We start from the raw sequence: 15812 nt of genomic DNA, 5'->3' as shown, positions 1-15812 counted from the left end.
GGCTATGAAAATGGAAAAATATGAAATACTAAGCAAAGGACGGTTGATAACTGGATTGCTCTTGATTCTATTTGGAATGTGGGGCTGTAGTAAATTAGATAAAAATGATTCAAACGCCTCTGCAACAAAAGATCAAAAGAGACCTAATATTTTATGGCTAGTTACAGAGGATATGGGACAATATATTCCCCCTTTTGGTGACTCGACTATTCAAACGCCCAACCTGAGTAGGTTGGCTGCAGAGGGAATCAGGTTTACTAACTTGTATTCCACCTCTGGAGTATGTGCACCTAGTCGTGCCGCTATCGCCACGGGCATGTACCCTTCGGGAATAGGAGCCAATCATATGCGTACCAATTCCTACACAGAGGAAAGAGGAATGCCTCCTTATGAGGCCGTTCCGCCTGCGGATGTGAGGATGATCAGCGAACTATTAAGAGCAGAGGGCTATTACTGCACTAACAATTACAAAACAGATTATCAATTCAAGGCTCCTATGACAGCTTGGGACGAAAATAGTCCTTATGCTCATTGGAGAAATAGAGACAAGGGTCAGCCGTTTTTTGCTGTATTCAACTTTACAGACACCCACGAATCTGGACTTTTCGAACCATACGGATTTAGAAACATCGAAACTCGCCACTACCATGCTGGAGATACGAGCTACCACTGGGGCAAAGATCGCATGTCAGAAGAGGAAACGCCGGTACATTTATCAAAAGATACGAACTTCAATATTCCACCATACCTACCAGACAATGAGGTGGTTCGAAGGGATATGTGGAAAATGTACAACAACATTGCTGAAATGGATAGTCAGTTGGGCGCAGTATTGGCTCAGCTAGAAGAGGATGGTCTGTTGGACGAAACGATCATATTTTTTTATGGAGACCATGGAGGACCCTTGCCTCGTCAAAAACGATTGATTTATGATTCCGGCCTAAAAACACCTTTGATCGTCAGATATCCTAATCAGGAAATGAACGGCACCATAGACGATCAATTGGTCAGCTTTATTGATTTTGCTCCAAGTCTTCTTTCGTTGGTTGGCAAAGAGATACCGGATTATATGGATGGCCAAGCTTTTCTGGGTAATCAGGCCTCTGAGCCAAGAGAATACATACATGCCGCTGCAGATCGGTTTGATGAAGTAACCGATGTTATTCGAGCAGTAAAAGATCAACGATTCAAATACATAAGAAATTATAGACCTCAACAGGGGTATTATTTGCCACTGAACTATCGAGAACAAATCCCTACTATGCAGGAGTTGTTAAGATTGAGAGACTTAGGTCAATTGAATGATGTGCAGACCCAGTGGTTTAGAGATCAAAAGCCTGAGGAAGAATTGTTTGACTGTATCGCTGATCCGCATGAACTGAATAATCTTGCAGATGATCCAAAATATGAAGAAACGCTTCAAGAACTGAGTATGGAAATGGATCGCTGGCTGAATGAGATCGAAGATGATCCCGAGCTATCAGAGCGAGATTTGCTCACCAAACTGTGGAATGGGAATCAAGCCATGCCAGTAACCTCTACTCCTGAAATAAAAATGAAAGCAGACACGGTCGAAATCACAAGCGCCACAGAAGGTGCCTCTATCGGGTATATGGTAGTCGATAGTCCAGGTGTAGAACTTTCCAGTTGGACAGTCTATACTGAACCGTTTACCATAACGAAAGGTCAAGTGGTTCTAACAGCCAAAGCACATAGAATAGGGTATCAACCGAGTCAACAGGAGACACTGATTTGGAATGAAACAGAGTAAGGAAATCCTGGATAGATATTACATATTATGAATAGAAGAGAATTTGTACAAAGTTCAGCAATAGTAGGGTTGGGAGTGTCTTTGCCATTGAGCTCCTTGTTAGGTTGTGTGTCCGGAAATGCCAGGATTCCACATTCTAATGAGTATAGAGAGTTGGTTTTTAATTTGTTGAAGGATTGGTGTGATGGGATGATCAAGACTCAAATAAATAATCCCTCAGATCCTACTACCCATGGGTTGATGGTGTGTCCAGGTGACGATACGATTCATGCCCGACTTCAAGATGCTATTTACCCTTTTTTCTGTATGGCGAAGGCTACTGGAGAAAAAAAATATTTAGAGGCAGGTATCAATGCCTTCGAATGGTCTGATAGAAATGTAAGCTTGCCAGATGGTAGCTGGACTAATGATGTCAACCCAAAATCTTGGAATGGAACAACTGTTTTTGGAGCAATAGCTTTGGCTGAATCTTTGAAATATCATTCGGATTTAATTGGGGAAGACAGAATTAAACGATGGAAGGAAAGGTTGCTCAAAGCAGGGAAGTTTATCTACAGTAAATTCCCAACTATAGATGCAACTAATGTTAATTACGGAGCGACCAATATCTATGCTCTCTATCTACTGGGACATGTTTTGGATCAACCTATCTTTATAGAAAGAAGTCATGAATTGGCCTCTGAGATCAAAAACTATTTTACTACGGAGAACAAGTTGCTGTTTGGTGAAATAAAGCCTTCTGCTCATAAATTAAGTGAGAAGGGCTTACCAGGTATTGACCTTGGTTACAATGTGGAAGAATCCTTAAATAGCATCGTGATTTATGCGGTAGAAGAAAATGATGAGGAGTTGATTGAGATTCTAATCAAATCATTGAATAGTCATTTGGAATTCATGTTACCAGATGGTGGTTGGGATAATAGTTGGGGCACTCGAATGTTCAAATGGACTTATTGGGGTAGTAGAACGTGCGATGGAATTCAGCCCGCTTTTAGCTTGCTAGCTGCTCATAACCCTGCCTACGGTACAGCGGTCATTCGAAATACAGAATTGTTGAAAAAATGTACGGCTGATGGATTATTGCATGGGGGGCCTCATTATGTGTCGCATGGTATTAAACCTTGTATCCATCATACATTTACTCATGCTAAACCTTTGGCCTTCTTGTTAGACCGATGGGATATGCTTCCTACTATTGACAGCAAGACACCTCTGCCACGAACTCACTCTGATGGGATTAGATATTTCGAAGAATTAGATACATATCTTTTTTCGCGAGGAGACTGGAGAGGAACAGTAACAGCCTATGACGCAGAGTATTATCACAAAAAAGATGTCAGACAAGCTACAGGTAGCTCACTTTCTCTGCTTTATCATAATAGGCTAGGGCTTTTGTGTGCAGCAAGTTTGGCAATATATAAAAGAATGGAACCCTTGAATCAGCAAAATCTACCTGGAAAAGATATTGCATTGACACCAAGAATTGAATCTTATAAGAACGATGTGTGGTATACAAATTTGTTTGATTTAGGTGCAAGTATTGGTGCTCAGGATAACAATGGCCAAATCCGCATTAAAGGTCATGTCAAGCTTAAGAATGAAGCAAGGGAGATAATGACTGGTTCTGCATCAGATTTTGCAATCACTTATACGTGCAACGATGACGGAATGGAGATAGCGGCAGAGACCACTGCAGTTATTTTGAATCCAACTACCTTCGTATTGCCTATTATTTCAGCGTCTGGAGAAAAAGTTAGGCAACTGAATGATCGTAAGATCTCGATCAAAAAGGAAAATGGAGAAGTAATAGTCTCGGCAAATCTTCCCATCAAGGTAAGAGCGACCCCTCAAGGAAGAACATTCAATATGGTTCCGGGCGCAGAAGCGCTTCCTTTGGAAGTATCCTTTGATCAAACTCGAAATAATGTGGTGATTAATATTGAGGTAGCGGGATGGTGATAGAGTTAGACTGAAACTGGTTTTACAGGAACAATAGAGTTTAGTAGTATACATTTAATTTAGTCGTTTGAGCCAATGGTTTACTGCCATTGGCTTTTTTGATCGTAAGAATAGTGCCGTATTGTAGGTCAAGGACTACCTTTAAGACAAAATTTTAATTTACCATATTGACTGTGAGGAAAGTATGAAGGATTTTTTTGATTATCTAACTTGCAGCAATGCAGATAGACTTTGGGGACTATTCTTGACTGTGGTAGGGAGGTATCATGCGCCTGCCAATGAACTTTACCCATCTAAAAAACACCCGACAGGATATTATTTCGAGTGGGAGACAGGGAGAGTTCTGGATGAGTTCCAGCTTAACTATATATCTGACGGGTCTGGAGTGCTTCAAACGGTAGAGGGTGATTTTTCTATTAATGCAGGAACATTAATTTTAATTCGTCCGGGAATGAAACATCGTTACAAGCCTGATTATGAGACAGGCTGGACAGAAAACTATATTGGATTCAATGGTGAATTGTCTAGTCATTTTATTAATCAAACATTTGGAAACTCAAATGTTCCTGTCATTCAGATAGGATACCAAATTGAAATATTGGATAGCTTTCAACAAATCATTGATCTTGTGAAGGAGCAAAAACCGGCCTATCATCAATATGCATCGGGGTTGATACTGAAGATACTAGGGAGTATTAGCCGCTGTTTGAAAACTCGGGATATTGGAAATCAGGAGCTAGAAGAACTGGTCAATAAGGCCAAGGCTTTCATGTGGGAAAAGGTCAATGAGAATATTGATCTTCAAGAATTTTCTAAGAATCACAACATTAGCTATTCTCTTTTTCGTAAGGTTTTTAAAATGTATACAGGTTTTGCACCACACCAGTACTATCTGGATCTCAAAATGATGCGCGCTAAGGAGTTACTGGTGGCCACAGATCTTTCAGTCAAATTAATAACATATCATTTGGGTTATGATTCAGTATTCTATTTTAGCCGCTTATTTAAGAAAAAGATGGGGGTGTCACCAACAGATTTAAGAAAAAAGCAGGTTGGTGATTGAATCCGGTTTACCTTATCTGTTATCAATCAATGTACGATAAAGCTTTTATCACCATATTTTTGGATCCTATAAATAAAGGAGATCTTTGATGAAATTCGATAGGCTGTATTTCCATGATTCTTGTACATCCATCTGATGCCATTCCTCCACTTTGTTCAGCAATGAAGGCCAAGGCATTGGCTTCATACATTAATCTTAATTTTCCATGGGGTGCCTGATTTGACTTAGGGTAAATATAAATGCCACCTTTAATTAGGTTTCTGTGAAAGTCAGAAACAAGTGAACCTACGTAGCGTGCACTATATTTTTGGTCCTTGCAAAAATTTATATACTCTCTGATCGGGTTTTCGAAGGATCTATATCCTCCTTCGTTGATCGAATAGATTTTTCCATTTTCGGGACTTCGTATATTTTGATGTGAAAGAACAAACTCTCCTAAACTTGGTTCATAGGTAAAACCATTCACTCCATATCCGGTAGTATAAACAAGCATGGTAGAGGAACCATAAAGTACATAACCAGCAGCTATCTGGTTTTTTCCTTTTTGTAAAACATCTTTGGTGTTTACAGGTTCTCCAGGTTCTGATAGACGTCTGTAGATAGAAAAAATTGTGCCAATAGAAACTCCTACATCTATATTGGAAGAGCCATCCAAAGGGTCCATTGCAACAATATAATGGCTTTCATTGTTGACTTCTATCAATTCATCGCGTTCTTCTGATAGGATAGCACATACTTGCCCACCATTGGTCAGGGCTCTAATCATCCTGTCATCTGCGATCACATCAAGCTTTTGTTGGGCTTCCCCTTGAATGTTGAAATTGCCAAGGTCGCCATTGATATCAACTAGACCGGCTTTGTTTACATCTCTATTCAGAATCTTGCAGGCTAGTGCTATATCCTGAAGAAGTTGCGAGAGTTCTCCAGTAGCGTAAGGGAAGTGCAGTTGTCTGTTTTTGATAAAACGATCGAGGGTTGTCCCGATACTTGGTGCTATTATTTTTTGCATTTAATTGTCAAGTTGAATTTTTTACAATGATCCAAAATGGAAGCAATGAACATTATTCTGGTCGCAGGATTTGATGCGTGTGTTTAACCTAGTTCCATTGACGTTTCTATGCGCAAAGATCATAATGATTGAGGGAACAATAATCTAGAATGATAGCTGAATAGTTCAGAAATAACGATTGCGAAGCTAAATGTAACTGAATTGAGAAGCTGTAAATGTAGGACTCGTTTCAATCAATAATTTGAAAGGCGCCGAACGAATTGATTATTTAGTGAATATATGATCAATTCTAAGGTGGTGTATCAAAAAGGGCAAATGTTAAATCAATAGGTGCAATTGATAGCTTTTATATGGGTTTATATTCGCTAATACATGAGTTTGATGAATGTCAAAAAAGTAATAATTGGTAAAAAATTCAAAAAACAAAAAGATGAAACCAAAGGATTTTAAATATGTCGATTACCTATGGGACGACGTTAAGGCAGAAAGTTTAAAGGATGATCAAGTTGAATTGTTTCTTTATAGATCTAATATACTTGGTGCGGACCTGAGAATTACCAACTATGGTGGAGGTAATACCAGTTGTAAAACCATTGAACAAGACCCCTTGACAAATGAGAAGGTAGAAGTGATGTGGGTAAAAGGGTCTGGAGGTGATATCGGTACGTTGACAAGAGCTGGGATTGCGGGGCTATACACAGGCAGATTACGTGATCTGAAAAACGTATATCAAGGTCTTCATGACGAAGACAGAATGGTAGGTTTGTTTAATCATTGTATTTATGATCTGGACAGCAAGGCACCATCGATAGATACACCACTGCACGGATTACTTCCTTTCAAGCATATAGATCACTTGCATCCTGATGCTCTGATTGCTGTTGCAGCTGCACAAGACAGCGAAAAAGTAACTAAAGAAATTTGGGGAGACACGATGGGCTGGGTGCCATGGCAAAAGCCAGGTTTCGACCTAGGCTTGCAACTGGAGAAGTGTCTGAACGACAATCCTGGGATCAGAGGAATTGTACTAGGTAGCCACGGATTGTTCACCTGGGGAGATACCTCTTACGAATGCTACATCAATAGTTTAGAAGTAATCGAAATGGCCTCAGACTATATTGCAAAGAAAACCGAAGCTAACGGCAAGGTGTTCGGAGGCCAAAAGGTAGAGAGCCTTCCTGCTGATCAGCGAAAAGAAAAGGCTGCACAGTTGATGCCTACTTTGAGAGGACTTTGCTCATCTGAAAATGGCATGATCGGACATTTTACGGATTCTGATGTAGTGCTAGAATACATCAATAGCCACGATTTGGAAAAACTTGCTCCGTTAGGAACTTCTTGTCCTGATCACTTCTTAAGAACAAAAATTCAACCTTTGGTATTGGCTCTGTCTCCAGATGAAGACTTGACAGACCAAGAGGCTCTTCTTGCCAAATTGGAACCAGCCTTTGATGCTTATAGAGATGAGTATAAACAATATTACGAAACTTGCAAGCACGACAACAGTCCTGCTATGAGAGATCCAAACCCGGTAATTATCATTTACCCAGGTGTGGGAATGTTCAGCTTTGCTAAAAACAAGCAAACTACCAGAGTAGCGAGCGAGTTTTATATCAATGCCATCAATGTAATGAGAGGTGCTGAGGCAATTACGTCCTACACTTCATTACCTAGACAAGAGGCATTTAATATTGAATACTGGTTGCTGGAAGAGGCGAAGTTGCAACGAATGCCAAAAGAGAAGCCGTTATCTAGAAAAGTAGCTCTAATTACAGGAGCTGGCGGTGGTATCGGTAAGGCGATTGCGGATAAATTGGCTTCAGAAGGAGCTAATGTGGTTTTGACAGATATTGCTGAGGATAGATTAAAAGAAGCCGTGGCAACTTATCCATCAGATACGGCTTCTTATGCTGTTTGTGATGTAACTAGTCACGAGTCTATTGCCGATGCATATAAGTCTGCAGTTTTGGAATTTGGAGGAGTTGATATTGTCGTTCATAGTGCTGGATTGGCAATATCAAAATCTCTTCTAGATACAACAGAGAAGGATTGGGATTTGTTGCAAAACGTTCTTGTTAAGGGGCAATTTGACTTGTCAAAACAAGCAGTAGCTATCATGAAGAAACAAAATTTAGGAGGAGATTTTATCTTCATTGCCAGTAAGAATGGATTGGTGTCTGGACCCAACAATGTTGGATACGGAACGGCCAAAGCGGCTCAGCAGCACATGGCAAGGTTGCTGGCGGCCGAGCTAGGTGTAGATGGTATAAGAGTTAATACCGTTAATCCTGATGGAGTGATAGTGGGTAGTAAGATATGGGAAGGAGAATGGGCAGAAGGTAGAGCCAAGGCATATGGTATTACTGTCGAAGAACTTCCAGCACATTACGCAAAGAGAAACCTCCTGAATAGAATTATCTATCCAGAGGATATCGCCAGTGGGGTGTTCGCACTTGCGGCCATTCTAGACAAAACGACAGGTAACATCATCAATGTAGATGGTGGAATGGCGAATGCATTCGTAAGATAATTTAAAATTAGTTTTTCAACCCATCATGGTTCATGCCATGATGGGAATTTACAATTCGACAATGAATATAGATAAAGAACAGATAGTAGACAACAACAAACAATTGTTGTCTGAGCATCAGTCAAACATAGATTTTTTAAGTTCCAAACTAGCTAACAAGGGTCTAGATGTAGATGAAATTATCTGCAGGATAGAGGACTTTCAAGTGGCAATTCCTAGCTGGGCATTAGGAGCTGGAGGAACACGTTTTGGACGTTTTAGTATAGGAGGAGAGCCTGGTAGCTTGGAAGAAAAGATAGAAGATATTGGTGTGATTCATGCTTTGACTCGCACTGCTGGAGCTGTATCGTTGCATATTCCATGGGATATTCCGTCGGACATCAATGCTATTAAGGAATTGGCTTCTTTACACAGTATTGCATTTGATGCTGTAAATTCTAATACCTTCCAAGATCAAGTTGGACAAGCGTACTCATATAAGTATGGCTCGCTTTGCAACGTTCACCAGCAGAGTAGAGATTTGGCTATCCAGCACAACTTAGACGTAATCAAACTAGGGGATCAATTGGGTAGCAAGGCGCTTACAGTATGGCTTGCTGATGGAGCGTCCTTCCCTGGACAAAATAACTTCAGAAAAGCACTTCATAATACTCAGGATTCACTTCAACAGATTTATTCAGCTATACCTGATGATTGGAAGTTGCTCATTGAATACAAGCCTTATGAACCGAATTTTTATTCTACGGTAATTCAAGATTGGGGCACCTCACTCATGTTGGCAGAGGGCTGTGGTGAGAAAGCTCATACACTTGTGGATTTAGGTCATCATCTTCCAAATACCAACATTGAGCAGATCGTCTCTACCTTGTTGACCAAGGGTAGATTAGGAGGCTTTCATTTCAATGATAGTAAATATGGAGATGATGATTTGACCTGTGGCAGTATCAAACCATACCAGTTGTTTTTGATCTTCAATGAATTGGTATGGGGAATGGATCAAAATGACGCTGGTAACCCTCCATTGTCATGGATGATAGATGCAAGTCACAATGTAAAGGATCCAATAGAGGATTTGATGCAGTCTTTGGAGGCGATCAATATGGCTTATGCTCAAGCATTGCTCGTTGATCAGAAGGCCTTGGCTCATGCACAGGCTGATAGTGATGTGTCCTTATGCCAAGAGATTCTTCAGGAAGCATATAGAACAGATGTACGCCCATTGCTAACAGCTGCAAGAATCAAGGCAGGAGGAGCTATTGACCCAATTGGTATCTATAGGGAATTGGGGGTAAGACAAAATCTCATCAAACAAAGAGGTCAAAATACAGTGGCCACTGGATTATAGTATGGAAGTGAAAGAAGTAATAGCGGTTTTTGATATTGGGAAAACCAATAAGAAATTTTATGTCTTTGATAAGGAATTCAACCCTATCGAATTTGAGTATACTCAGTTCGATGAAATACCGGATGATGAAGGTTTTCTCGGAGAGAATCTTGATGCATTGACTGGTTGGGTTATCAGTACATTCGATTCATTATTAGAGAATGAAAAATTCAAAGTCGATAGCCTCAATTTTTCTACTTATGGTGCATCATTGGTGCACATAGACAAGGATGGAAATCGAGTGACACCCTTCTACAATTATCTGAAACCCTTTCCTAAGCAACTGGAAGAACAATTTAAAAGATTAATCTCACAGGAACAGTTCGAACTGGAAACAGCAAGTCCTTTGATGGGCTTTTTGAATAGTGGTCTTCAACTCTATTATCTCAAATATCAAAAACCGACTCTTTTTGCTAAAATCAAACATTCAATTCATTTGCCCCAGTATTTGAGTAGTCTATATACTAATGAATATGTGGCAGACTATACTAGTATAGGTTGCCATACAGGGCTATGGGATTTTAATACTGGTCAATATTCGGATTGGGTCAAAAAAGAAAAGCTTGATTCGCTGATGGCTCCTATTGTACCTAGTACACATACTAAGATGGTAGAGCGCAAAGGGCAGATTTTCAAAGTAGGCGTTGGGGTTCATGATAGTAGTTCTACTTTGATACCTTATATCAATTCTACAGATGAACCATTTGTTTTGATGTCTACTGGGACATGGAGTATATGCATGAATTTTTTTAATGAGGGGGCGATGACCAACAAAGAGCTGGAATGTGATTGTTTGAATTTTCTCAGTCTCAAAGGTTCTGCTCTAAAAGCATCCCGTCTATTTTTAGGTAAGCACCTTACAGATCAAGCGCATATGCTGAGTGATTACTTTGGATATGATAAGGATGCGTACCAAAAATTGGAATGGCAGGAGGCATTTGAGTCGAAAAGAAAGAATAGCAAGCAGTTGCTTTTTGATCATAGCTTGATACATCCTGAGCGATTCGGTTTTGTGAATAATCCGGTGCCTGATCTGGATCAATTTGATTCTTTCGAGGATGCTCTTTATCACTTATATGATGAACTAGTGGATATTCAAGTAGCCTCGTTGGATTTGGCCATTGGGAAATCCGATATTAAAAGAGTGTATGTCGATGGTGGCATTAGCGCTAGCAAAGTGTTCGTGGGTCTGTTGTCTAAAAAATTGTCGAAAATGGAGATTCTAAATAGTGAGCTAGCCGTGGGCTCTGCATTGGGAGCCGCATTGCTTGTTAACTACAGGAATTTGACTCCTACCTTTCTTGAACAAAATTATCAATCCTCAAAACAAGTAGAAATATCATGAGACTGGAACTATTACATCCTCGAAATCGGATCGCATTAATCATGGAGCTGATTTATAAAAATGGAATGACGACCACTTCGGGCGGCAATATATCTATATTGGACGAAGAGGGAAATATTTGGATAACGCCGGCAGGATATGACAAGGGGATTCTGACTGCAAAGGATATCGTCTGTGTAAGAGAAAATGGAAGAGTTGAAGGTATGCATAGGCCTTCCTCTGAGTTTCCGTTTCATGCGGCTATATATAGGAAAAGACCGGATGTTAAAGCAGTAATACATGCGCATCCACCTGCTTTGGTGTCTTTCAGTATCGTTCGTAAAGTACCTGACACCAATATCATTCCTCAGACCAAGAAGTTCTGTGGTCATGTGGGGTATGCGCCCTACCAGCTTCCAGGGAGTGACGAACTGGGCGAAAGCATAGCGAATACTTTCAGTACAGGAAGCAATGCAGTGATCATGGAGAACCACGGTACTGTCGTAGGTGGGAGCAATCTGTTCGAAGCATTTCAAAGATTTGAATGTCTTGAGTTTAGTGCTAGATCCATTATCAATTCTCAAAAACTAGGGGGCTATAAAACCTTAACTGATGAGCAAATTATCAGTTTTGAGAATCAGGATGTGAACCTACCTGAGGCGGATGAGACTGTCTATCATACAGATGAAAAGGAGATTAGACATGAAATATGCACCTATGTGAAAAGGGCATGCGAGCAGAATCTCATGATTAGTAGCCATGGTTCTGTTTCCATGCGGTGGAGAGATAATGATTTTCTCATCACACCTACTAGTTTGAATCGGAGGTTTATTGGACATTCAGATATTGTTCAAATAAAGGGAGGTACGAGAGAAAAGGGTAAGTACCCAAGTAAGGCAGTTAAGCTGCATCAGGCTATTTATGAGCAAAATCCAGATATCAAATGTATTATTAATACCCAGCCACCTGCAACGATGGCATTTGGCATTTCTCATAGCGTCTTTCAGACTCGTACCATTCCAGAAAGTTATATTTTGTTGAAAGATATTCCATTCATCGAATTCGGTGATCATCTGAATGGAAACGAAACCATTCCTAAACTAATATCAAAGGATACACCTATTGCTATCATCAAGAATGACAGCATCGTAGTGACAGGTGGAAATATGTTGGAAACTTTTGATCGATTGGAGGTTGCTGAGTTCAGTGCACAGTCATTGATCGAAAGCACTTTGTTAGGGGATTTAGTAGCTATTGGGCAGGAAGAAATAGATGACCTGGTAGAGAAATTTTTGAAATAATTATGGAAGAATATATAAATTCAGAATATCCGGATATCTCTTATCTCAGAGCCAAAGCGAAAAAACGAATTCCTGGATTTGCTTTCGATTACTTGGACGGTGGATGTAATACCGAAGTAAATAAGAGAAAAAATACAGAAGAAATCCGAGAGTTGGAATTAAGACCTTATTATCTGAGAGAGCTAATCAACCCCAATATGGAGGTGGATCTATTTGGAAAAAAGTTTTCTGCTCCATTTGGAATTTCTCCCATAGGCCTTCAAGGCTTGATGTGGCCAAGGGCTACAGAGATTTTGGCCAAGTCTGCATTTGATTACAATATTCCTTTCATACTGAGCACAGTGGCTACAGCCAGTTTAGAAAAGGTAAGTGAGATCACAGAAGGAAACGCTTGGTTTCAACTTTATCATCCCGCAGAGGCCGATCTAAGAGATGATATTCTGGATCGAGCTGAAGCTGCTGGGTATCCAGTTTTGGTCTTATTATCAGACGTGCCATCCTTTGGATATAGAAGCAAAGAAATTAAGAATGGATTGGCTATTCCTCCTAAAATGTCATTGAGAAACATTTTGCAAATCATGGGGTGTCCTAATTGGGCTATTCATACTTTATTAGCAGGAACACCAGAATTCAAAACCCTAAAACCATATATCCCTAAAGGAATGAGTCTAAAACATCTAGGTCAGTTTATGAATAGGACTTTTGATGGCAGATTAGATGAAGAAAGAATAAAAGCGATCAGGGATAAATGGAAAGGAAAACTGGTTTTGAAAGGAGTGACTAGCGAAGAGGATGCAGAAAAATGTGTGAAGTTAGGAATTGATGGAATCATCGTATCGAATCATGGCGGCAGGCAGTTAGATCATGGTGAGTCTGCTATTAAGTCTTTAGGCCCTATAGTCGAAAAGTTTAGAGGGCAGATCAAGGTAATGATGGATAGTGGGATTCAAACAGGTCCCGATATTGCTTCTAGTTTAGCAGCTGGAGCAGAATTCACCTTTTTGGGGAGATCATTTATGTATGGTGTTGCGGCATTGGGAAGTAGAGGGGGAGATCATACCATTTCGATTCTAAAGAAACAATTAAAGCAGGTCATGGATCAAGTTTGCTGCGCAAGGCCTGAAGATTTTCCTGATTTCTTAATCAGAGAATGAATATAAGACTAAAAGATTAAAGCATGAATTATGGAAGAAAATAAAGAAATACAGAGCGGAGAATTCGAAAGAACGCCTGTGCCTCAATCTAAACTTAAAAGTTGGAAAAGCTTCTTGGGGATGTATGCAGGAGAACATGCTGCAGGGACTGAGTTTGTAATTGGCCCCCTCTTTTTAACAACTGGAGTAAGTGCCTTTGACTTGATTGTTGGGTTGTTCGTAGGTAATCTGCTCGCAGTATTGTCATGGCGCTTTCTTACCGCAGAGGTGGCTGTCAAGCATAGGTTGACACTTTATTATCAGCTAGAGAAAATTTGTGGTCCAAAACTGGTGACTGTTTATAATTTGGCCAATGGAGTACTTTTTTGCTTTCTTGCTGGTTCAATGATCACAGTTTCAGCAACGGCTGTTGGGATTCCGTTTGATATGGAGATGCCTAAGCTCACCGACACTTTGCCCAATAGTATCACTTTTGTAATCATAGTAATCCTTGTCGGGTTGGTTATTTCAGTGATAGCAGCTAGAGGGTACGATACGGTAACCAAGGCAGCCAACTGGATGTCACCTGTCATAGTATGTGGTTTTGTTGCCGCAGGGATTGTAGCCTTGGTGCAGTTAGAGGTTCATTCTTTTTCAGATTTTTGGAATATTTGGGGTGAAGGTAGTGATCCCTTTCCTGGACAAATCAAATATACGATTTGGCATGTGATATTTTGGTCTTGGTTTGCCAATGGTGCTATGCATATTGGAATGTCTGATTTATCTGTTTTTAGGTTTGCGAAATCTGCAAATGCGGGCTGGACCACATCTGCAGGTATGTATGTAGGACATTACATGGCTTGGATAGCGGCAGCTCTGCTGTATGCTGTGTATTTGAAGTCGCCAGAGGTTCAGCAGCTCCTGCAGAGTGGTACAGCCCCAAGTGTTGCCCCTGGTCCATTGGCATACAATGCCATAGGTTTTTTTGGGATAATAGTCGTTGTACTTGCTGGATGGACTACAGCTAATCCAACAATATACAGGGCAGGGTTGGCTTTTCAATCTCTCTTACCAAAGACTTCAACTTTTTGGGTAACCATAATCGCAGGGTCTGTTGCTACGATTGCTGGTTTGTTTCCTGCCTTTGCCATGAAACTGTTGGATTTTGTCTCCTTGTATGGCTTTATTCTTGCACCTATGGGAGCTATCATTGTATTTGATCATTTCTTCATAAACGGGTCAAATTTGAAGGCATGTAAAACTTCCTTCAATGTAAAGGTGTTTCTAATTTGGACTCTTTCGGCTGTAGTGTTTTATGGTTTATCACTATCCACAGGAATATTTTTATCATATCTGACTTTGCCAGCATGGTTGGTCTGCGGGGTGTTATACTTGACCGTTAATAAAAAGCGAAGTTGAATGGATGTGTATAGTATGAGTTTAATCATCCTATTACATTTAAGCTAAATCGAATATGTTAGGAGAAAATGTTTTAGAAAACAAAGTAGTAGTGATCACCGGTGGAGGTGGCGTGCTATGCGGCAGTATGGCTGAGCGCGTAGCTGCCCAAGGTGCCCAGGTGGCCATATTGGATCTGAAAAAGGAAAATGCAGAAAAGGTCGCTCAGTCGATCAATTCAAAAGGAGGCCGTGCCATCGGTCTGGAAGCGAATGTACTCGAAAAGGCCAGCCTGCTCAAGGCACAGGCAGAACTGCACAAGAATTTTGGCCCCTGTGACATTCTGATCAACGGTGCAGGAGGCAACCACCCCAAAGGTACCACCTCCAAGCCCTTTTTGGAGCCGGAAGATCTGAAAGGAAATGAAGAGCTGACTACCTTTTTTGATTTAGATCCAGATGGGGTCAAGTTCGTCTTTGATCTGAACTTTATCGGGACATTGCTGCCATGCCAAGTCTTTGCAAAGGACATGGCCCAGCGGCAATCTGGCAATATCATTAACATCTCGTCGATGAATGCCTTTACGCCACTTACAAAAATTCCTGCTTACAGCGGAGCGAAGGCAGCCATCACCAACTTCACGCAATGGCTGGCGGTGCATTTTTCCAAAATGAACATCCGTGTCAATGCCATGGCGCCTGGTTTCTTCCTGACAGAGCAGAACAGGCGTTTGTTGACCGAAGAAAACGGAGCTTTGACAGCTCGTGGTAATACCATCATCGAGCATACCCCGATGGGTAGGTTTGGTAGTCCGGAGGACCTGTTGGGTACGCTGGATTGGCTCTGTGGTGACGGTTCGGCGTTCGTGACAGGGGTGACAGTACCAATTGATGGAGGATTCAGTGCATTTAGTGGAGTTTAATATCGAGACAATGACAAA

The 15812-nt window shown here is 40.7% G+C and carries 11 protein-coding genes; 10 read left to right on the top strand and 1 reads right to left on the bottom strand.

Annotated elements, in window-relative coordinates; all coding sequences use genetic code 11:
- Positions 1-4 precede the first annotated feature (4 nt).
- From N7U62_RS08180 to N7U62_RS08170, 3 genes are all read left to right on the top strand, one after another.
- Complete coding sequence (locus N7U62_RS08180; protein ID WP_264137449.1) at positions 5-1771, top strand: sulfatase family protein; 1767 nt, start codon at positions 5-7, stop codon at positions 1769-1771.
- 27 nt (positions 1772-1798) lie between these two features.
- Positions 1799-3730 (top strand): ulvan lysase-like protein, encoded by a 1932-nt coding sequence (locus tag N7U62_RS08175; RefSeq protein WP_264137448.1) that lies wholly within the window; start codon positions 1799-1801, stop codon positions 3728-3730.
- Positions 3731-3914: 184 nt separating this feature from the next.
- On the top strand, positions 3915-4793 hold the full coding sequence (locus N7U62_RS08170) for an AraC family transcriptional regulator (RefSeq protein WP_264137447.1): 879 nt from the start codon (positions 3915-3917) through the stop codon (positions 4791-4793).
- A gap of 22 nt (positions 4794-4815) precedes the next feature.
- Here N7U62_RS08170 and fbp read toward each other — a convergent pair whose 3' ends face one another.
- On the bottom strand, positions 4816-5802 hold the full coding sequence (gene fbp, locus N7U62_RS08165) for a class 1 fructose-bisphosphatase (RefSeq protein WP_264137446.1): 987 nt from the start codon (positions 5800-5802) through the stop codon (positions 4816-4818).
- Between the two features lie 430 nt (positions 5803-6232).
- Between fbp and N7U62_RS08160 the strand changes: the two genes are divergently transcribed.
- From N7U62_RS08160 to N7U62_RS08130, 7 genes are all read left to right on the top strand, one after another.
- On the top strand, positions 6233-8332 hold the full coding sequence (locus tag N7U62_RS08160; protein ID WP_264137445.1) for a bifunctional aldolase/short-chain dehydrogenase: 2100 nt from the start codon (positions 6233-6235) through the stop codon (positions 8330-8332).
- A gap of 61 nt (positions 8333-8393) precedes the next feature.
- On the top strand, positions 8394-9677 hold the full coding sequence (locus N7U62_RS08155) for a sugar isomerase (RefSeq protein WP_264137444.1): 1284 nt from the start codon (positions 8394-8396) through the stop codon (positions 9675-9677).
- 1 nt (position 9678) lies between these two features.
- A complete protein-coding gene (locus N7U62_RS08150) occupies positions 9679-11061 on the top strand; it encodes an FGGY family carbohydrate kinase (protein ID WP_264137443.1) in 1383 nt (460 codons plus the stop codon).
- Entirely contained in the window at positions 11058-12341 is a 1284-nt protein-coding gene (locus N7U62_RS08145; RefSeq protein ID WP_264137441.1) for a class II aldolase/adducin family protein, read from the top strand. The genes N7U62_RS08150 and N7U62_RS08145 overlap by 4 nt, the downstream gene beginning before the upstream one ends.
- 2 nt (positions 12342-12343) lie before the next feature.
- A complete protein-coding gene (locus N7U62_RS08140; RefSeq protein WP_264137440.1) occupies positions 12344-13495 on the top strand; it encodes an alpha-hydroxy acid oxidase in 1152 nt (383 codons plus the stop codon).
- A gap of 30 nt (positions 13496-13525) precedes the next feature.
- Positions 13526-14893 (top strand): purine-cytosine permease family protein, encoded by a 1368-nt coding sequence (locus N7U62_RS08135; protein WP_264137439.1) that lies wholly within the window; start codon positions 13526-13528, stop codon positions 14891-14893.
- Between the two features lie 55 nt (positions 14894-14948).
- A complete protein-coding gene (locus tag N7U62_RS08130) occupies positions 14949-15794 on the top strand; it encodes an SDR family oxidoreductase (protein WP_264137438.1) in 846 nt (281 codons plus the stop codon).
- Positions 15795-15812: the final 18 nt, after the last annotated feature.

This window comes from Reichenbachiella ulvae (assembly GCF_025833875.1).
Lineage (GTDB): Bacteria > Bacteroidota > Bacteroidia > Cytophagales > Cyclobacteriaceae > Reichenbachiella > Reichenbachiella ulvae.
Note: the sequence above shows the minus strand (reverse complement) of the source record. Positions and strands in the feature narration are given on the sequence as shown.

Coding starts and splice junctions, on each gene's coding strand:
- N7U62_RS08140 (WP_264137440.1), top strand. CDS start 12,344: ATGGAAGAATATATAAATTCAGAATATCCGGATATCTCTTATCTCAGA.
- N7U62_RS08175 (WP_264137448.1), top strand. CDS start 1,799: ATGAATAGAAGAGAATTTGTACAAAGTTCAGCAATAGTAGGGTTGGGA.
- N7U62_RS08135 (WP_264137439.1), top strand. CDS start 13,526: ATGGAAGAAAATAAAGAAATACAGAGCGGAGAATTCGAAAGAACGCCT.
- N7U62_RS08170 (WP_264137447.1), top strand. CDS start 3,915: ATGAAGGATTTTTTTGATTATCTAACTTGCAGCAATGCAGATAGACTT.
- N7U62_RS08160 (WP_264137445.1), top strand. CDS start 6,233: ATGAAACCAAAGGATTTTAAATATGTCGATTACCTATGGGACGACGTT.
- N7U62_RS08150 (WP_264137443.1), top strand. CDS start 9,679: ATGGAAGTGAAAGAAGTAATAGCGGTTTTTGATATTGGGAAAACCAAT.
- N7U62_RS08145 (WP_264137441.1), top strand. CDS start 11,058: ATGAGACTGGAACTATTACATCCTCGAAATCGGATCGCATTAATCATG.
- N7U62_RS08130 (WP_264137438.1), top strand. CDS start 14,949: ATGTTAGGAGAAAATGTTTTAGAAAACAAAGTAGTAGTGATCACCGGT.
- N7U62_RS08155 (WP_264137444.1), top strand. CDS start 8,394: ATGAATATAGATAAAGAACAGATAGTAGACAACAACAAACAATTGTTG.
- N7U62_RS08180 (WP_264137449.1), top strand. CDS start 5: ATGAAAATGGAAAAATATGAAATACTAAGCAAAGGACGGTTGATAACT.
- fbp (WP_264137446.1), bottom strand. CDS start 5,802: ATGCAAAAAATAATAGCACCAAGTATCGGGACAACCCTCGATCGTTTT.